Annotated in this window: 15 protein-coding genes and 2 riboswitches; of the genes, 12 read left to right on the top strand and 3 right to left on the bottom strand. The window is 62.9% G+C overall.

Annotated features, from left to right (window positions below; all coding sequences use genetic code 11):
* Positions 1-23: 23 nt before the first annotated feature.
* On the top strand, positions 24-1,427 hold the full coding sequence (locus ACIOTN_RS09775) for an LLM class flavin-dependent oxidoreductase (protein ID WP_402735246.1): 1,404 nt from the start codon (positions 24-26) through the stop codon (positions 1,425-1,427).
* An 84-nt stretch (positions 1,428-1,511) separates the two neighbouring features.
* Here the strand turns inward: ACIOTN_RS09775 and ggt are convergent, their stop codons facing one another.
* The 3 genes from ggt to ACIOTN_RS09790 form a co-directional block, all read right to left on the bottom strand.
* Entirely contained in the window at positions 1,512-3,335 is a 1,824-nt protein-coding gene (ggt, locus tag ACIOTN_RS09780; protein WP_402735247.1) for a gamma-glutamyltransferase, read from the bottom strand.
* 216 nt (positions 3,336-3,551) lie between these two features.
* Positions 3,552-4,415: an NAD(P)H-binding protein gene (locus tag ACIOTN_RS09785; protein ID WP_402735248.1), complete on the bottom strand. Its 864-nt coding sequence runs from the start codon at positions 4,413-4,415 to the stop codon at positions 3,552-3,554.
* Between the two features lie 109 nt (positions 4,416-4,524).
* On the bottom strand, positions 4,525-5,193 hold the full coding sequence (locus ACIOTN_RS09790; RefSeq protein ID WP_402735249.1) for a heme oxygenase (biliverdin-producing): 669 nt from the start codon (positions 5,191-5,193) through the stop codon (positions 4,525-4,527).
* Positions 5,194-5,571: 378 nt separating this feature from the next.
* Between ACIOTN_RS09790 and ACIOTN_RS09795 the strand changes: the two genes are divergently transcribed.
* The 11 genes from ACIOTN_RS09795 (at position 5,572) to ACIOTN_RS09845 (ending at position 19,220) form a co-directional block, all read left to right on the top strand.
* Positions 5,572-6,678 (top strand): hemin ABC transporter substrate-binding protein, encoded by a 1,107-nt coding sequence (locus ACIOTN_RS09795; protein WP_402735250.1) that lies wholly within the window; start codon positions 5,572-5,574, stop codon positions 6,676-6,678.
* The gene (locus ACIOTN_RS09800; protein WP_134781187.1) at positions 6,675-7,814 is read left to right on the top strand and encodes an iron ABC transporter permease; all 1,140 of its coding nucleotides are present in this window, start codon (positions 6,675-6,677) and stop codon (positions 7,812-7,814) included. The genes ACIOTN_RS09795 and ACIOTN_RS09800 overlap by 4 nt, the downstream gene beginning before the upstream one ends.
* On the top strand, positions 7,811-8,629 hold the full coding sequence (locus ACIOTN_RS09805; protein ID WP_402735251.1) for a heme ABC transporter ATP-binding protein: 819 nt from the start codon (positions 7,811-7,813) through the stop codon (positions 8,627-8,629). Before ACIOTN_RS09800 ends, ACIOTN_RS09805 begins: the two co-directional genes overlap by 4 nt.
* On the top strand, positions 8,626-10,011 hold the full coding sequence (locus tag ACIOTN_RS09810; RefSeq protein ID WP_402735252.1) for a hypothetical protein: 1,386 nt from the start codon (positions 8,626-8,628) through the stop codon (positions 10,009-10,011). The genes ACIOTN_RS09805 and ACIOTN_RS09810 overlap by 4 nt, the downstream gene beginning before the upstream one ends.
* The gene (locus ACIOTN_RS09815) at positions 10,008-11,324 is read left to right on the top strand and encodes a hypothetical protein (protein WP_402735253.1); all 1,317 of its coding nucleotides are present in this window, start codon (positions 10,008-10,010) and stop codon (positions 11,322-11,324) included. Before ACIOTN_RS09810 ends, ACIOTN_RS09815 begins: the two co-directional genes overlap by 4 nt.
* 111 nt (positions 11,325-11,435) lie before the next feature.
* On the top strand, positions 11,436-12,839 hold the full coding sequence (locus ACIOTN_RS09820; protein WP_402735254.1) for a hypothetical protein: 1,404 nt from the start codon (positions 11,436-11,438) through the stop codon (positions 12,837-12,839).
* Positions 12,840-12,876: 37 nt separating this feature from the next.
* Positions 12,877-13,920 (top strand): WxL protein peptidoglycan domain-containing protein, encoded by a 1,044-nt coding sequence (locus ACIOTN_RS09825; RefSeq protein WP_402735255.1) that lies wholly within the window; start codon positions 12,877-12,879, stop codon positions 13,918-13,920.
* A gap of 297 nt (positions 13,921-14,217) precedes the next feature.
* A riboswitch (SAM riboswitch) is annotated at positions 14,218-14,308 on the top strand.
* 118 nt (positions 14,309-14,426) lie between these two features.
* Complete coding sequence (locus ACIOTN_RS09830; protein WP_402735256.1) at positions 14,427-15,446, top strand: methionine ABC transporter ATP-binding protein; 1,020 nt, start codon at positions 14,427-14,429, stop codon at positions 15,444-15,446.
* Positions 15,443-16,138 (top strand): methionine ABC transporter permease, encoded by a 696-nt coding sequence (locus tag ACIOTN_RS09835; RefSeq protein WP_134781181.1) that lies wholly within the window; start codon positions 15,443-15,445, stop codon positions 16,136-16,138. The genes ACIOTN_RS09830 and ACIOTN_RS09835 overlap by 4 nt, the downstream gene beginning before the upstream one ends.
* A 29-nt stretch (positions 16,139-16,167) precedes the next feature.
* Positions 16,168-17,079 carry a MetQ/NlpA family ABC transporter substrate-binding protein gene (locus tag ACIOTN_RS09840; RefSeq protein WP_134781180.1) on the top strand — a complete coding sequence of 304 codons (912 nt, stop codon included), beginning with the start codon at positions 16,168-16,170 and terminating at the stop codon, positions 17,077-17,079.
* A 293-nt stretch (positions 17,080-17,372) separates the two neighbouring features.
* Positions 17,373-17,464, top strand: a riboswitch (SAM riboswitch).
* A gap of 124 nt (positions 17,465-17,588) precedes the next feature.
* Positions 17,589-19,220, top strand: coding sequence for an ABC transporter substrate-binding protein (locus ACIOTN_RS09845; RefSeq protein ID WP_402735257.1), 1,632 nt, complete (start codon positions 17,589-17,591; stop codon positions 19,218-19,220).
* Positions 19,221-19,226 lie beyond the last annotated feature (6 nt).

The raw sequence follows: 19,226 nt of genomic DNA on the forward strand, positions 1-19,226 counted from the left end.
TACCAACCTATGGGGGCAAAGCCATGAGCGAGAACAAGCGCGAGATCCTATTCAACGCATTCGACATGAACTGCGTGGTGCACCAGTCGCCGGGCCTGTGGCGCCATCCGCAGGACAAGGCCTCGACCTACAACACCCTGGGCTACTGGACCCACCTGGCCAAGGTGCTGGAAAAGGGGAAGTTCGACGGGCTGTTCCTTGCCGACGTGCTGGGCACCTACGACGTGTACAAGGGCACCAACGTGACCCCGCTGGGCTCCGGCGCGCAGGCGCCCGTCAACGACCCGATGATGCTGGTTTCCGCCATGGCCGCTGTGACCGAGAACCTCGGCTTCGGCGTCACCGCAGGTACCGCCTATGAGCACCCGTACGCTTTCGCCCGCCGCTTGGCCACCCTGGACCACCTGACCAACGGCCGCGTGGGTTGGAATGTCGTCACCGGCTACCTTCCCTCGGCCGCCCGCAATATGGGCCAGGAAGACCAGATGGAGCACGACGAGCGCTACAACCACGCCGATGAGTACCTCGAGGTGGTCTACAAGCTGCTCGAGGGCTCGTGGGAAGACGACGCGGTGCAGAACAACAAGGAAACCGGTGTCTACACCGACCCGGCCAAGGTGCACCCGATCGAGCACGAGGGCAAGTACTTCAAGGTCCCGGGCATCGCCATCACCGAGCCGTCGAAGCAGCGCACCCCGGTGATCTACCAGGCCGGCGCATCCAAGCGCGGCACCGAATTCGCCGCGTCGAACGCCGAAGCGATCTTCGTGAATTGCCCTACCCGCGACCTGCTCAAGGAAGCGGTCAGCAAGATCCGCGACGCTGCCGAGGCCGCTGGGCGTGGCCGTTACGACATCAAGGTCTTCGCCATGCAGACCATCATCACCGCGGAAACCTCGGAACTTGCCCAGGCGAAGTTCGAGGATTACAGCTCCTACGTGGATATCGAGGGGTCGCTTGCACTGCTTTCGGGGTGGACCGGCATCGACATGTCCGTCTACGGACCAGACGATGTCATCGGCGACGACGTGAAGTCCAACGCCATCCAGTCCTCGGTGGAGACCTTCAAGAAGGCCAGCGGCGATACCGGAAAGCCATGGACCATCCGCCAGCTGGCCGAATGGATCGGCGTGGGCGGATTCGGCCCGGTCTCCGTCGGTTCGGGTGCCGAGGTTGCCGAGAAGCTCATCGACTGGGTGGAGTACACCGACGTGGATGGCTTCAACCTCGCCTACGCGGTCACCCCTGGCACCTTCGAGGACGTTGTCGAGTACGTGGTTCCCGAGCTGCAGGCCCGCGGGGTCTACAAGACCGAGTACACCGAGGGCACGCTGCGCAACAAGCTGTTCGGCGCCGGCGACCGGGTGAAGGACACCCACCGCGCAGCCCAGTACAAGATCGCCAACCGGATGGCCACCCAAGCCTGAGCATCCGGCCCGCTGGCGCAATAGGCGGCGGCCTGCGGCAACTTCGAAAGAATGTTGCCGCAGGCCGCCGTTTTCGCTGCGCGCCTACTTGCTTGGCTTCAGCACCATGGCTGAACCGCCGCCGCGCCTGCTCGGCTCGGCTGCCGCGGTGAGCGTGCCGTCGGCAGCGATTTCCACCGCTTCAACGGCGCCGATTTCCGCTTGCGGGGTGAAGGAATCGCCAGCTGGCGTGAGTTTGTGGCCGAAGGCCTCAAGAGCCGGGCCGTAGGCATCGATGAACTCAGGTTCCGCCGTGACCGTGGCCGTATTGCGCTGCGAAGCCCGTGGTGCGGCAATGGCCTCGCTGATGCTCATGCCCAAATCGATGCGGTTCACCAGGGTCTGCAGCACCGTGGTGATGATGGTGGAACCGCCGGGGGAGCCGATGGCCAGCACCGGTTCGCCGTCCTGCAGGACAATGGTTGGCGCCATCGAGGAGCGCGGGCGCTTGCCAGGTCCGATGCGGTTGGGATCCTGCGGATCGTAGACCGTGGAGAAATCAGTCAGTTCGTTATTCAGCAAGAAGCCGCGGCCGGGAACCACCATGCCCGAGCCGCCGGTCTGCTCGATGGTCAACGTGTAGGAAACGACGTTGCCCCAGCGGTCCACCACCGACAGATGGGTGGTGGAGATGTTCTCCGTGTCCTGCTCTTCAACCGGTTCGCTGGTGGCAGCAGGGCAGCGGCCATCATAGTTTTCGATATCACCTGGAGCGACCGGCTTGGCCGCGGCTTGATCCGGGTCGATGGCGCACGCGCGATCTGCGCCGAACAGCTTGTCTGTCAGGGTCCGGGTCGGAACGTCGGCGAACGCCGGGTCTCCGACGAACTTGCCGCGATCAGCATAGGCGAGCGCCGTTGCCTCGAAATAATGGTGCAGGGCATCGGCCTCATCCATGGCCGCCACATCGAACTGCCCCAGGATGTTCAGCGATTCGCCGATGGTCGTCCCGCCGCTGGAAGAAGGTGCCATGCCGAAGACATCGTAGCCCCGGTAATCCACCTGGGTCGGTTCCTGTTCCACCACGTCGTAGCCGGCCAGGTCCGCGGTGGACAGCTGGCCTGCGGGAACCGGGAGGTCGGTGCCAGTGCTCTTGGGCGGTGCCTGCACCGTGTGGGCGATCTCGGCAGCCAGCTCTCCCTCATAGAATCCATCAAGGCCTTGCTTGGCCAGCATCCGGTAGGTGTGCGCGAGATCCGGATTCCGGAAGATGGTCCCGACCTCAGGAGCATCTCCGCCGGGCAAGAACAATTCGCTGGTGGCCGGGAACGCGGCGAATCGTTCCTTGTTATCCAAGGTCTGCTCGCGGAACGTTTCATCAATGACAAAACCGCGCGAAGCGATCTTGGTTGCCGGCTGCAGGACCTTTTTCAGGTTCTGCGAACCCCAGTTATCCAGGGCACGCTGCCACGTTGCCAGGGTTCCAGGCACGCCTATTGCCACTCCGCTGGTGACCAGCTCCGGGGTGAAGTTGTACTGCTCGCCGGTTTCCGGATCGATGAATGCGTCATGGGCCATGGCCGCCGGGGCGGTTTCGCGCCCGTCGATGGTGCTGACCTTGCCCGACGTCGCATCGTAGTAGAGGAAGTATCCGCCACCGCCAATGCCCGCGCTGTAGGGTTCGGTGACGCCCAGTGCCGCCGCGGTGGCCACGGCCGCATCCACGGCGTTGCCACCCTTGCGCAGGATTTCAATGCCGGCGGCGGTGGCCTCCGGGTCGACCGAAGACACTGCGCCTCCGGTGCCGATGGCAGTCGGAACCTTTTCGGTATGGCGCGGATCCGCGCTCGCCGGGAGGGCCGAGAAGGCTCCTAAGCCCAAGGCGATGGCTGCCGCGCAGGCAACTGATCTCAATCGTGCTCGTGGCATACTTTGATCTCCTCTTCAGGTGGGGATGAAGTATGCGCAAATTTACGGGAGCGGGCACTGCCTGCATGGTTGTGACACGCGGCACAATCCGTTTGGGCGCTAATTTATCCCTTGTCGCGCGAATATTCGCGGACATGACGTTTAAGAGCGGCAGGGCCGGCATCGCGGCAATGACCGCCGCGGATACCGGCCCGCTGGGCCCTCGATGCGAAGGGGCTACTTGGCCAGATTGTCCTTGATGACCTTGCCCAAGGATGCTGGAGCGCGGCCGATCAGCGTGGCCAGATCGCCTGTATTGACCTCCAGTGCTCCTTCGCGAATGCGTACGTCGGTATCGACGAGGAGGTGCGCGAAAGGTCCTGGCACGCCAGCATCAGCGTAGATCTTTTCCAGCTGCTCGGGATCCATATCCTGGTAGGCGACGTCCTGGCCAGCGGCGGCGCCGACAGCTCCAGCGAGCTGGGCGAGGGTGAATGGCTTGTCGCTGCCCAACTCGTAGATCTTGCCGTTCTGCTCTTCATCGGCGAGCAGCACCGCCGCGGCGGCCTCAGCAAAATCGGCACGGGCCGCGGCGCTGATTTTGCCCTCGCCCGCCGCTCCGAGGATCACGCCGCTGTTGAGGTAGCCCATCAGCTGGTCGGTGTAGTTCTCGATGTACCAGCCGTTGCGCAGCAGCACGTAGCCGATGCCGGATCCGGCCAGCAACCGCTCGGTGGTGATGTGCTCTTCGGCGAGCTCCATGCCGCCGGTCATCGCGTTGGCGATGGACGTGTAGGCGATTAGCGAGACGTCCACCTGCTTGGCGGCGTTGATGACGTTCTCATGCTGGGCCACGCGCTGGCCTACTTCGCTGGACGAGATCAGCAGCAGCTTGTCCACGCCTTCGAGTGCGGAAACCAGCTCTGGCTGGACGTTGTAATCGGCAACCCGGGTTTCCAAGCCCTTGCCATCCAACGGGGCCAGCTTCTCCTCCGAACGGCCGATGGCCACCAGCTGCGCGGGATCGGCCCCGCGCTCCAGCAACGCGTCGATGACAAGGTTCCCGAGCTGTCCGGTGGCACCGGTAATTGCTATTTTCATGAAATTCCTTCGTTGGCGTCTACCGTTGCCAACGACGCTCCAGCCGAATGCATTCCCGTGCTCGGCAAACTAGGCCGGGCAGTAGCGTATTACGCTGCGTCGGGGTCAGTTACGAAGCTGCCGGTACCTTGCGGGACGTCGCGCGCAGGAGATCCTCGAAGATCGCCTTGTTCCACTGGAACCCGCGCTTCGCTTCATCCAGCACCGCTTCGGCATACGACGGGTTGGCCCCGAAAGTATCAAGTTTTTCGCGGTAGGCATCCTTGTAGAGCTTCGGCTTCTCGATAGCGTCGAATTTCCACATGTTCAATGCTTCGTCAGGGATGGAGTAGTGGCGCGAGACCAGCTTGCCAATCGCCAGGCCGCCGGAGAGGTCACCCAAATAGCGCAGGTAGTGGTGGGCGACGAGCCGCGCGGGGTCCGCTGCCGCTGCCCGCAGAGCGGCAACGTAGTCCTCCGTAGCAGGCAGTGCGGCGGGAATCTCCTCCCAGTCGTGCATCGGCAACAGGACCTCCAGGTCCTTAATGATCTGCGCGCCGCGCTCAAGGTGCAGATCGAAGATATCGGTGAGCGCCGGATGCGAGGCAAGCGCCCGGACTTCCTCTTCTAGCGCTTCGTAGATGTAGTGGTACTGGGAAATCAGCAGGGTGTAGTCGCGTGCCGAGCGCTCCCCGCCCATGAGCGTCGTAATGAAGTCACTGGATTCGGCTGCGTGGTGGTCTTCTTGGGTCACGCTGCGAAGCTGGGCTGAAAACTGCGAGGTGTCGGTGATGGTCATGTTCCCCATGGTCCTTGGTGGATAGTAGTTGCGAGATTTTCTTAAGGCTAACCTAATTAATTGATGCCCTGACGAGTGTCCTCGAAGAAGAAGCTGAAAAAATTCTTGTGAAGCTGTGAGTTGAGAAATGTTTCGAGAGTCACGCTTTCAGATTAAAAGTGAAATTAATTATTGATTGACAAGGGTTGATATAAATTGCCGATAAGTGGAATTGAAACTTCCGGTAGTGAATAAAGTTATGAAGCAGTGCCCTAAAGAGATTTCTGAATTGAGTTCGCGATCGAGAAAATTTGCCAACAGATGGATTCGTTAAGCTAGGATCCAGTAGTTAGGTAACCTTTACCTAAAGCGCAACTCACACTCGCATCTAGGATTCCCGTGCTTCGCAATCTATTCACTCGTGCGCCGATCCGCTTAGGGGCACTGCTCCTTGCCGTCGCCATGGCCCTGTCTTCCTGCAGTTCGGCTGCTGTCGGAGGTGAAGCCAGCGGCGATGGCAAAGCGCTGTCCGAGGTCCAGGTCATGGAAAACCCCAAGTCCCATGAGGGGCCGTCGACCGCGGTTCTGGCCGAAGCCGGGGTCAATCCCGTAGCGAAGAACCCGCAAGCGGCGCTGCCGGCAACCGTCACCGACGCGCAGGGCAACGAAGTCACGGTCACCGACATCTCGCGGATCCTGCCGCTGGATCTCTACGGAACGACCTCGCGAATCGTCTTCGACCTGGGCTTGGGAGAGAACGTGGTGGGACGTGACACCTCGACAACTTTCGAGGAAGCCGCCGGCCTTCCGCTGGTGACGCAGAACGGGCACGAACTGAACGCCGAGGCGATCTTGCAACTCGCCCCCACGGTCATCATCACTGACTCATCACTGGGCCCTTGGGACGTGATCGAGCAGGTTCGCCAGGCCGGAATCCCCGTCGTGACACTCGATTCCACGCGTAGTCTCGAAACTACCGCCGAGATGATCAACACCGTTGCGCAAGCGCTCGGCGTACCTGCACAGGGCGAGGAACTCGCCGAAAGAACCTCGGCGGAAATGGCGAAGATCACCGAGCAGATCGCCGGGATCGCACCCACGGGGGACCGGCGCCTGCGCATGCTGCTGCTCTACGCCCGCGGGCAATCGGGGATCTACTACATTTTCGGCAAGGAATCCGGTGCAGATTCGCTGATCACCTCTCTGGGCGGCATCGATGTGGCCACCGAGATCGGATGGAAAGGCATGCGCCCGATGACCGACGAAGCCATGGTGGAAGCGGCTCCGGATCTGGTCATCATGATGACCGGCGGGCTTGAATCCCTCGGCGGGATTGACGGCATCGCAGACACCGTTCCGGCGCTGGCCCATACTCCTGCGGGACAGAACCGGCGAATCGTGGACATGGCCGACGCGGAACTGCTCAGTTTCGGCCCCAATTCCGCGGCCGTGCTGGAAGCCTTGTCGGTAGCTATCTACGCGCCGCAAATGGCGGTCGCCCCATGAGCTTGGAGCAGATAACCCGGCCGCTGCGACTAGAGGAGAACGCGCCTTCGGCCGCCAAGTCTCCGGACACCCAGCTGCCGGCCGCGAGGCAGAGCCCAGGCCGCTCAGTGCGCAATGCCATTGTGCTCGTAGCCCTGGCCGCCGCGGTGGCCATTGCCACGCTGGCCAGCGCCGGCGTAGGGCAGATGCAGATCTCTGTGCCTGAAATCCTGGCCAGCATCTTCCATCGCCTCGGGCTCGACTGGGGCGAGCTGCCGGCCCACCAGCATGCGGAGTCCGCGTTGTGGGCGATCCGCTTCCCGCGGGTGCTGATGGCCATCGTGGTCGGCGCCGCGTTGGCGTCGGCAGGCGTGATCATGCAGGGAGTCTTCGGCAACCCGCTGGCTGAACCCAGCGTCGTCGGAGTCTCAGCCGGAGCCGCGGCGTTCGCCTGCACCTCCATTGCGTTGGGGCTGACATTCTTCGGACAGTGGACCACGGTGGTGGCGGCATTCCTCGGCGGGCTGATCGCGACCTGCTTGGTCTACCTGACCGCGCGGCACGCAGGACGCACCGAGGTGGTCACGCTGGTGCTGACAGGAGTGGCGATCAACGCCATCGCCGGAGCGGTTATCGCGCTGATGACCTTTGTTGGCGATTCATCTGCCCGCGAGGAAATCGTCTTCTGGCAGCTCGGCTCGCTGAACGGGACATTGTGGATCAACGTCGCGATTGCAGGGCCGATTGCGCTGGCCGGCATCCTGTTGGCATATACCATGGCCCGCAAGCTCGACCTGCTGGCGCTGGGTGAACGGCCAGCCCGACACCTAGGCGTGAACGTGGAATCCTTGCGCCGCCGGATCATCGTGATCGTCGCGTTCCTGACCTCTGCTGCCGTGGCCTTCGCCGGCATTATCGGTTTCGTGGGGCTTGTGGTCCCGCACATCCTGCGCATGGCGCTGGGCCCGGGACACCGCCTGCTGCTTCCGGCCTCGGCCCTCGGCGGCGCCCTGCTGATGCTTGCTGCAGACACCGCCGCCCGAACGCTGGTCGCCAACGCTGACCTGCCCATCGGCATGCTGACCGCGCTGGTTGGCGGGCCGTTCTTCTTCTGGCTGATCCGCCGCACCCGCCGCGGGGCAGGGGGCTGGTCATGAGCGCGACCCCTGTGATCCAGGTGCGCGGAGCCCAGGTGCAGCTGGGTGGAGCACCGATTCTCAAGGAGATCGACCTCGAGCTGTTCACCGGGGAAGTTGTGGCGTTGGTCGGCCCCAACGGCGCAGGAAAGTCCACCCTGCTCGCGGCCCTGAGCGGTGATGAACCCCTGGAATCCGGCCAGATTATGGTGGCCGGAAAGCCGCTGGAATCGTGGTCAGTGCGCCAATTATCCCGCGTGCGCGCTGTACAGACTCAAGAGTCCCGGGTGTCCTTCGCCTTCACCGGAGAAGAAGTGGTCCGGATGGGCCGCGCTCCCTGGGTGGGGACGGAGCAGGAATACCGCGACGACCAGGTGCTGGCCGCCGCGCTGCGCTGCACCGAGTCGCAGTCCCTGGCCAGCCGCACCGTGCAGACGCTGTCCGGCGGGGAGAAGGCACGCATCGCCTTCGCTCGTGTCATGGCCCAGGAAACCCGGATCATCATGCTCGACGAGCCGACCGCGCCAATGGACATCCGGTACCAGGAACAGCTGATGACCATGGTCCGCCAGCGCGCCCGGGACGGTGCCACCGCCGTGGTGGTGCTGCACGACCTGTCCCTTGCCGCGGCTTACGCGGACCGCATCGTATTGCTGCAGGACGGCCGCGTCGCGGCGGCCGGCGCACCCGACGAGGTGCTGACCGCCGAGAACCTGCAACGGGTCTACCGCTATCCGCTGAGCGTGATGCGGCACCCGGAGAACGGAGCCCTGGTCATCACCCCGCTGCGCCCGCACCTGCAGCCAATCTCCATTCGTGAAAAGGAACTGATATGACGAGCATGCAGGCACCGCGCACCCGCGGGCTGTTCATTGCCCTGCTGGCCACCGTTCTGGTGCTGACGCAGGGCTTTGGGGGCACCGTGGCCACGCCTGCGGACTCTGCAGCGCGGCTGAGCGTCACCTCCTCCGCGGGGACCAATAAGGCTTCGGCCAGCGGTCCCACCACGCTCAGCGTCAGCGGGTCGGGGTTCCAGTCCATCGACAAGGGATTCGGCGGCATCTACGTGGTCTTCGGCTATGTGGCCAGCTCTGCCTGGCAGCCGAGCAAGGGAGGCAAGGCAGACAAGGATTTCTTCTACGTGGCCGACTCCCAGTCCAAGAACAACAAGGGCTACCAGCGCTTCGTCGCCTTCCCCGGATCCAGCACCGCAGACAGCGCCAACGGCGGGGTGCTCTCCGCCAATGGCACCTTCAAGTTGTCCATGGTGATCCCCGGACCGACCTTCACCGCCGCCAGCGCATCCGGCGGCAGCACAACTGTCGACTGCCGAGAGGTGCAGTGCGGCATCATCACCTTCGGCGCCCACGGGGTGTCCAATGGCCGCAATGAATCATTCCAGCCGATTTCCTTCGCGGCTTCCGCCTTTGCCGCGCAGAACAGTGGTACGCAGAACGGTGCCGCGCGGGAGAATTCCACGCAGAATTCTGTGCCAACCACCAGGACCCCGGAAGGAACCGCCACGCAGAACCCCGGCGCTGAAGGCCAGGGCAGCGGCGCAGCAGGATCCCAAGCCCCAGGGACGTCCAAGGAAGCGCAGGAAACTGGTGCCGGAGAGCCGCTGACGGCCGTCGCCGCCGGCGAACCGGCCTTGGGCCTGGAACAGCAGACCGTCATCGCCGGCCGATCGTTGGGATTCACCGGCCGGGGATTCGCCGCCGGCGAGCAGGTCGTGGCCACCCTGTCCTCCGGGCTGACGGCCGCCGGGCCGATCACGGCGGGCCAGTTCGGCGAAATCGCAGGTGCCGTGCAGGTTCCTTCCGACATGACCGCAGGCACGCACAAGCTCAAGCTCACCGGCGCCGGTTCAGGCAACAGCGTCGAGGCTGAATTCAGCGTGATGGCTGATTCCGCGTTGCTGCCCGTGGCCGATAAAGGAAACCAGGAAGGGATGCGCTGGGCCATGATCGCAGTCATCGCCACCGCCGCGGTGCTGCTCCTGCTGGTGCTCAGTTCGCTGATCACGACCTTGACCCGCAAGGGGCAACGGAAGAAGGCCACGTCGGCAACTGCCGCGCCAGCCCAGCGCCCGGCAACCCGCAAGCGGCGCGTTAAGCCTTCGCGGGCAATCAAGGCTCCCGCCGCGGCGCAGCACGCAGATCCCGAGACCACAGCACTGGACCGGCTGGAAGAATCCCCTCACAAGGAACACGTATGAGCGTGCGACGCCGGCTGGCCGCCGTCATGGCAACACCCTTGCTGCTGGGCTCGCTGTTCGCACCGGTGGCGGCCCACGCTGGCCACGGCAGCGGCGAAGAACAGATCGATGTCCAGGTAGTCATCCCGGACGCTGGCACCTTCGAGGTGACCGATGCCCAGTTCCGCTGGGGAGTCAACACCGAGATGACCTCCGGTTCGTTCTTCGGCGGCTGCAATTTCCTGTCTGCCGGGATCGCCGGGGATGCCGGGACGAGCCGGACCTGGGCTGAATCCGACGGGTTCTACAAGTCCAAGGACGGCAACTCGCGCATCGAAGCGCCCGATGCCGGAGGCGAATGGGCGCTCGATTCCTGGGACACCAAATGCCAGGATGCCTCGGGGCGCGAGGTCGGCACCGGCTACGACGAGTCCGGCACCGGCGCCCAAGTGGTCATCGAGAAGGGCAAGGGAAGCGTCGACACCGCCAAAGGCACCGCACGGATCTCCTGGAAGGGCTCCTTCACGCTGGCGATGTACGGCGGCATGACCTACTGGTCGCTTTCGGACCCGGTGCTCAGCGTGTCCAACGGCCAGGGCAAATTGACCGCCACGGCCAGCGGCTTCGGGTCGGACATGAACGACACCTCCAAATGGACCAAGCTCGCCGACACCAGCATCACCATGGCAGACCTTCCCCAGGTGGTCCTGGGCAAGAAGGGGATCATCACCACGCCAGCGTACAAGTCGGTGGCCACGAATGGCACGGCCGATGCCGCGCAGTCGCGCACCGGCGACTGGTGGGGTTCCTTCCCTGAAAGCTGGATCGATTTCAACGCCAAGACCGGTCAGGCCGGATATTGGTTCTCCACCGGCGGCAAGCGCGATGCGGCGAAAGTCGCCAGCGACGTGTACATCAGCTACACGCCGCAGAACCTGGTGCTGGAGAAACCGGAAGCCGGCACGGAAAGCACTCCCGAGGCGCAAGACGAAACCGCCGGGAGCACAGAGGATTCCAACGACACCACGTTGGGCGGGGGAAGTTCGCTGTCGGACACCACGACGACGAACATCCTGCAACAAGCAGCGGCGGCACTCCAAGCCCCGCTGGCAGAACTACCCGGGCTGGGCACCACGGTGCTTCAAGCGTCGAACCACACGGCCAGTGCCATCAACTGGCTGGGGAAGTCGCTGATCCCGGAGGCCATCGAGCGGGCCAAGGACTACCGGCAGCCTCTGCTGTGGTCCCTGGCAGGCTTGCTGGCGCTGTCTTCCGCGGCATGGATTGGATTCCGCCGCGGATGGCTGGTCTGGCCCTTCTCGTCGAAAAAGTAGGGGCCGGAAACAACACATGCTCGTGGGATTGAACCCACGGAGCTTCATCGATACCCACGCACCAGGCCCGCCAGGGTCCGGGCACCATTCTACAAATCACTCGGAGGGGAAATGTCCTCACAGAACGGCATGTCCAAGATTCGCAAGCCGCTAGCACTAGCCGCTGCAGCGTCGGCAGCTATCACCATGGCGGCAGTGGCCGCACCCGCCCAAGCCGCAGAGCAAGCAGTCAATGGCGTCACCTTGACTTGGGGCTTGAACTTGGAATCGGGAGCCGGTGCATTCCAGCCCGGCGCCTGCAACTTCCTGTCGGCGGGCAAGGCCGGCAACTCCGGTTCGTCCCGCGCCTGGACCCAGGAGGACGGTTTCTACAAGGCTGTTGAAGGAAACGTCAGCATCCTCAAAGACGGGCCGAATTCAACCAGCATTGCCCCGACCTGGGACACCAAGTGCCAGACCGGTTCGGGTAGCGCAGTTTCGCCCATCGGTACCACCAACGTCAGCAACAACAAGGTAGTACTGAGCCAAGGTTCCGGCAATGTCGACCCGGTGACTGGCGAAGCCACGATTTCGTGGGAAGGGTCGTTCACCTCCGTGTTCTACAGCGGACTGACCTACTGGACCGCCACGGATCCAGTGCTGAACGTCAAAGCCGACGGATCTGCCACCCTGAAGGCCACCGGATCGGGCTACCAGGCAGACATGAACGATGCCAGTACCTGGGTTCCCATCGCACCGCAGACCATTACCCTGGCGAACCTGAAGGGCGTCACCGTTGATGCCGACGGATTCAGCGTCAGCCCGGAATACAAGGAAGTAGAGGCGCCAGCCGGCCTGAGCCAGGTCAAGGAAGGCGCCAATTGGGGTTCCTTCCCCGCGGATTTCGTTGAATTCCAAGGCAAAACCGGCACTCAGTCCTACTGGTACTCATCGGGTGGCAGCGCCGACGCACGCAAAGTCGCCACCCCGCTGAGTGTCGATTGGGACATCGTCGACGCAGAACTGCCAAGCGAGCCGGAAGCACCCGAGGACTCCGATTCCAAGGACGTCGAGGTGGACGTCACCGTTCCGGAGAAGGAGACCGAACCAAGCGAACCGGGCGTCTTCAAATGGAGCATCGCCGACTCGACTGCCAACCTCGGGGCTGCCACCCAGAATGCCGCAGGTTTTACTGCCAACGGCACCCTGCCGACCATCACCGTAAATGACGGCCGCGAAGTTTCCGGAGGCTGGAGCCTGGATGGCAAGGCCACAGACTTCACCGACGGATCCAACGCCTTCGGCGCCAAGGCTCTGGGCTGGACTCCGGCCGGCGCGGGAACCACGGGCGTTGTCAGCCTGGGTGCGGCCGTGGCGCCGGCGACCGGCAATGGCCTGTCAGCTACCGCTCCGCTGGCCTCGGCAACGGGCGCATCCGAAGCCGTTTTGAACACCGGCATCCAGCTGCTGGCACCGGCTGAAGCCGCTGCCGGCAACTACAGCTCGACTCTGACGATCACCGCCATCCAGAAGTAGAGTTCCAGCTTCACCGGCGGCACGCACAGCGTTCCCCGTGGTGCGTGCCGCCACCATTTCTGCCGACCACATTCCCGAGGAAAAGATGTTCCAGCAATACGCCACCCGCAAGAACTTGCGACACCGTGCAACGATCAGTGTGCTCGCGGTAGCCATCGCCACTGCCCTTACGGCGCCGGCTGCTCATGGCGATGACTTGTCGTGGGGCACCAACCCGGGCGGCACAGAAACCCGGTCGAGTTTCGCCTACGATCTCGAGCCCGGGGAACAGGCCCGGGATTCCTTCGAGATCACCAACTACGGGACCGAAGAAATTTCACTGGCCGTCTATCCCGCAGACGGTGCGACCACCAGCAACGGGTCGCTGGAACTCTCCGAGCGAACCGACCTGGCTACTACCGTGGGCGCGTGGATCGAGGTAGACCAAGCTGAAGTAGCCTTGGGACCGGGGGAGAAAACCTCGGTCGAATTCACTGTCGAAATTCCAACGGACGCCGCGCCGGGGGACTATCTGGGTGGCATGGTTTCGTCCTATATCGATACCTCGGCTGGAACCGTGGTGGTCGACCGCCGACTGGCCACGCAGCTGGCTGTCCGAGTCGGTGGCGAGGGAGCAGTCAAGCTGAACGTGTCGGCAGCCAGCGCCCAGGCGCCCATCGCGTGGAACCCGTTCGAACCGGTTGATGCCATCGTGGGCGCAACCGTGGCCAACGAAGGGAATCTGCGGGCCCGGGGCAGCTACACGATCACTGCATCTGGCCCCTTCGGCTGGGGATCCACATCGTCCGAATACCAGCTCGATGAACTGCTACCCGGGTCCATTGTGGCAATCGAACAGCAGCTGCCGGGACTCTGGCCGCTGCTATGGCAGCAGGTCGAAGTTAGAGTGAACGCCGAAGACATCGACTCATTGCCGGCCGGGTTCAGCACAGCTTCGACAACTTTCTGGTCCATCCCAGCCGGATGGATCCTGCTTCTGGTCGCAGTTATTGCGGCATCAATTCTCTTGGGAGTCCGGCGGTCCCGGCGTTGGGAAGCCGACGACGAGCTGGAAGAACCTGTTGCGGTGGAAAGCAACTAGTCCGACTAATGCTGAACGGGTTCGTCGTCGCTCCCAAATCATATGTGCGCAGTCCGTGGCCATTGGCCGCGGACTTAGCAATTTAAAGCTCGGCAATCGATCGCAAGGACGGCATCCAAGTCAATGTTTTGCCGTAATTGCAGTCGTAAATAGTCACAAGATGCTATATGACGTGGAAAATGACGCGAATCAAGGACACGGAAACACGTCACGGGGTTTCATGACGTTTTGCTGACTTCACGCTTGGTCACAAATTATTCCGTGCTCGACACTGAAGTTGTTCAAGATATTGAACGCCACCCATCCAGAGCGACCGAGAGACCTGGCTCGTTGACGTCGCAGCAACCACCCGAATCGCGGGACGGTGCTACCGCCAGGACCGATGGAGCAGTGGCTGCCACCGGGCCACGCCAAGCCGCGAGCCGGCGCAACTTCGGCCCCGGGCAGTGCCTCACGGTGCAACAGCCAAGGAGAATTATGGAGCGCATCGCCCAGGAGCATGCAGCATGATCGAGATCAAGGACCTGCATAAGCACTACGACACCGCGCAGGGGCGCATCGAGGTGCTCAAGGGGATCGACCTGTCGGTGCCCGAAGGCTCGATCACGGCCGTGGTCGGCCCTTCCGGGGCCGGGAAATCGACCTTGTCCCACTGCATCTCGCTGCTGGAGAAGCCCAGCAGCGGGCAGATCCTCGTCGACGGCAAGGACCTCGGCGCGCTGTCGGGCAAGGCCCTGCGCTCCGAACGCCGCGCCATCGGCACGATCTTCCAGAACTCGGCCCTGCTGAGCCGGCTGAGCGTCGCCGAGAACGTGGCCCTTCCGCTGCGGAACCTCGGGGTGGTTCACCATGAAATGCAGCAACGGGTGGCCCAGCTGCTGGACCGGGTAGGGCTGCTGGAAAAAGCGAACGCCTATCCCGGGCAACTTTCCGGCGGGCAACGGCAGCGCGTCGGCATCGCCCGGGCCCTGGCCCTGCGCCCGCGGCTGCTGCTCTCCGACGAAGCCACCTCGGGCCTGGACCCCGAATCCACCCACCAGGTGCTGGGGCTGCTGGATTCGTTGCGCAGCGACCTGGGACTGTCCATCATCCTGATCACCCATGAGATGGATGTGGTGCGGCATGTGGCTGACGAGGTCGCCCAGCTCGCCGGTGGACGCATTGCCGAGCACGGAGCCCTGCATGAGCTGGTGGCATCCCCGGGTTCGGAGACCGGGGCGAAGCTGCTGCCGCTGCGGGCCGAGGACCTGCCGGCAGGCTTCGACTACGCAGTGACGGTGGCCTACCGCAAAGACCGGGTCGATCCCGGCTGGATCTCGCGTCTGGGCATCGAACACGGGATCGCGGTGGCCCTGTTGGGCGGCGCCGTCGAGGCGCACCATGAGGGGACCTTGGGCCGCGTGCGCTTGGGCGTGCGGGGCGCAGCCCCTGAGTACCTGATCCGGTTGCTGGACGGGTGGGGCCTGCAAACCGACCCAAGCAGCCTTGCCCGCAACAACCACGAACTGGTGGAGGCCAACGCATGAGAATCCCCTTTGAAAGCGCAGCGGTGGGCACCGACACTCCGTGGCAGCAATTGCCCGAGTTGATGCTGCCGGCCTACGGCCAGACGTGGGCCATGGTCGGAATCGTCATGGCCCTGGTCATCAGCCTCGGAGGACTGATGGGCATCGCGCTGTACAACACCGATCGGCAGGGGCTCTTCCCTCGGGCGCGCCTGCATGCGGTGCTCAGCTGGATCGCCAACATGGGACGCTCCTTGCCGTTCTTGGTGCTGATGGCAGCGATCATCCCCTTCACCAAATGGGTCACCGGCACCACCATCGGCATTGCGGCGGCCGCCGTGCCCATGACCATTGCCGGCATCCCGTTCTTCGCCCGGCTGGTGCAGAACGCGCTGAACGACCTGCCCAGGCACAACCTGGCCGTAGGGCTGGTGACCGGCGGTTCGACCGCGCAAATCATCGGCACCACCCAGATCCGCGAGGCGCTGCCGGCCCTGGCCTCGGCTATCACGCTGAACACCATCTCGATGATCGAGTACTCGGCCATCGCCGGAACCATCGGGGCCGGCGGCATCGGCTATCTCGCTGTGACCTACGGCTACCAGCGCTTCGACATGAACGTCATGCTGGCGACCATCGTGGTGCTGATCCTGACCGTGCAAATTGTCCAATTCCTCGGCGACCGCATCGCCCGCGCCCTGGCGCGTCCCTGAATACCATCGACGAACGAACGAGCGAGACCATGACTACACCGCACGCCGGGCACGACCACGGCTTCACGCTGCGCAAGAACCGCAATGCCCTTCCCTGGACCATCGCCGCCCTCGCGGCCGTGGCCGCCCTCATCCTCGGTGTGCTGCTGGGCCAGCAGCGCTCCGCCCCTGCCGCTGCTTCGGCCGCCGGAAGCCAGACGAAGTTCACCGTGCACTTCGAACCGGCCATGGCCGGCGAGGAGAAGATCCTGGATTTCGTGGCGCAGGAGATCGCCCCGGACTACGGCATCGAAATCGAGAAGGTCGGGCTTCAGGATCCGATCCAGGCCAACCAGGCGGTGGCCAGCGGCCAATTCGATGCCACGATTTTCGAGCACCAGTGGTACATGGAGCAGTCCGCGGAGGCCGCCGGGGTTGAGCTGGAACCCACGGTGGAGCTCTTCCAGTGGGGTTTCGGGCTCTATTCGAACCATTACGACTCGGTCGAGGACATCCCGCGTGGCGCCTCGCTGCTGCTGCCCAATGATGTGGCCAACCAGGGCCAGGCGCTGTGGCTGCTGCAACGCGAGGGCCTGCTCGGCCTGGACCCTGACATCGAACCGCGCACCGCGAAGATCTCCGATGTCATCGATAACCCCCGGGGCTTCGAGCTGAAGGAAGCCGACCTGCTGGCGATGCCGCGCATGCTCGACGATGTTGGCGCGGCCATCGGCTACGTCTCCCAATTCGACGCCGGCAAGGTCGACCGCGAACAGGGGATCTTGTTCCCCGAGCCGCCCAAGACCTTCGCCTCCCGCCTGATCATGGGCGCGGAGTACGCCAAGAGCGCCGATGCGCAGAAGCTTGTGGAAGCCTTCTCCGATCCGCGGCTGCAGGAGTACCTGGCCACGACCGAGGATCCGCTGGTCCAGGGAGTGCTCACCCCGGTCTCCGGTTCCTGACGGAACTGCCATTGCGCTGCACTGATCGGCGTGCGCGAAGCGGCCCGGCACCGACAGGTGCCGGGCCTCTTCGCGCTCCAGATGGCACATTATCTCCGCCGAGGCTGGCAGCGTCAAGGATTTCCCGTCAAGGTGATTAACCCTTGGACTTGTGACGGAGCATTACGCCCAATATGACGAACATCGGGCATTTCAGGATGCGTTGTGTGACTTCATGACCGCTGTCTTACGTAACGCTTGTCTGCTGAATTCACGGGTTGCAGACTTGAATTGTTCGGCCGGTACAGCCGGACACCCCATCCAGAGCGACCGAGAGACCTGGCTCGTTGAAGTCGCAGCAACCACCCGTGAACGGGAGCGGTGCTAAGGCCAGGACCGATGGAGATTGCTAATTTTCATGACGGTCTGCCGGGAGAAACTCGCCAAGAGTATTCCCACAAATCATGGCAGAACGTGCAGCGAATCTAGGCGTAATCCTCGGGTCACCAACCGAGAGGACATTTGAAATCATGCGTACAGCACATTTTGGACTGAAGACCACTGCGATTCTTGCCGTTCTGGGCTTGTCGCTCACCGCTTGCGGAGGCAACGCCACTAAGACGGGCGCAGCGCAAGCAGCAGCCGATCCAGGGACTCCGGTTGAAGGTGGCACCTTCACCTTCGCTGAAGTTACCCCTATCAACAATTGGCAGACTCAGGCAGCACGCTTCTATGAGAAAGCGAATGTTCTGAACTCAGTGCTTGATCGCCTGACCTACTACGATGTGGAAGCCGGCAAACTGGTTGGCTGGATCGCCAGCGAATTCGAAGCCAATGAAGACCAGACGGAGTTTACCTTCACCATTCGCGACGGTGTCACTTTCTCAGACGGCTCCACGCTGGATGCTGAGGCTGTGAAGCTGAACCTGGATGCCCTTGGAAAGGGAATCAAGTCTGCCCAGATTGCGCCAAACGTTGACTTTGCTGCCTATAAGTCGGCAGAGGTCGTAGGGGACAACAAGGTCAAGGTCACGCTCAAGCGGCCAGATGCCAATTTCCTTAGGTCGACTTCCTCCGTAACTGCTGGTTTGGTGTCCCCGAAGACCCTTGAACTGGACAATGCCGCGCAGTCTTCCATCTCCAAAATTGTTGGTTCCGGCCCATTCGTCTTCGAATCGGAAAAGCCTGATGAAGAAGTCGTGTTCAGCAGCCGAGATGACTACGCCTGGGCGCCAGAAACTGCCCCAAACCAGGGTGATGCCTACCTGGATACCTTGGTTATCAAGTACCTTCCAGAGGTCGCTAGCCGTGCCGGCGCCGCCCAGTCCGGGCAGGTGGATCTCGTCCGAGGATTGCAGCCGGTAGACGAACAGGTGCTGGCCTCCAGCGGAGGCAAGGTTTACGCGGCCGAAGGGGTGGACCTGACCACCAACCACGCAGCTGTGCGCATTGGCTCGGGAAAGCTGGAAGACGTCAAAGTCCGCCAGGCACTGCAGGTTGCAATCGACCGCCAGGCCATCAAAGACACCGTTCTCTCGGATAGCTATGTCATCTCGGGATCGATCCTCAACCACAAGGCACCAGGGTTTGTAGACCTGTCTGCCGAATTGGCCTATAGCCCGGACAAGGCCAAGCAGTTATTGGACGACGCCGGATGGAAGCCGGGCGTAGATGGCATTCGGGAGAAGGACGGGAAGAAACTGGAAGTCACGATTTCCACCTCGAATAACTCCGTGGTCATCAAGCCCGCTTTCGAACTGATTGAACAGCAATGGCGCGAGATCGGCGTCCAGCTGATCAACCGTGCGGCAGACAATACTTTCCTGACCAACGCACTTGTTGACGACAAGGTGGAGTTCTTCGGAACTCGCCAGTTTGCGTACGGCGGACTGGGCCCGGTGTATGCACCCGCGAACAACAACCAGACCCTTCGCGCTGATCCTGAACTGAACAAGCTTTTCACCAAAGAGCAGTCGGCGACTACCGATGAGGAACACCTGAAGCTGGTCGAAGAGGAACAGCGTGCCCTGGTGCTGGACAAGGCGCTGACGCTGGTTCTTTGGGACGAAGTCCAGGTCTATGGCGCCCATAGCTCGGCGAACGTCGAGTTCACTTCCGGTACCGCGCCAATCTTCCAAGGTGCTTGGAAGAGCGAAGGCTAGGAGCCA

Origin of the sequence: Glutamicibacter sp. NPDC087661 (assembly GCF_044743275.1) — a bacterium.
Taxonomy (GTDB): Bacteria; Actinomycetota; Actinomycetes; order Actinomycetales; family Micrococcaceae; genus Glutamicibacter.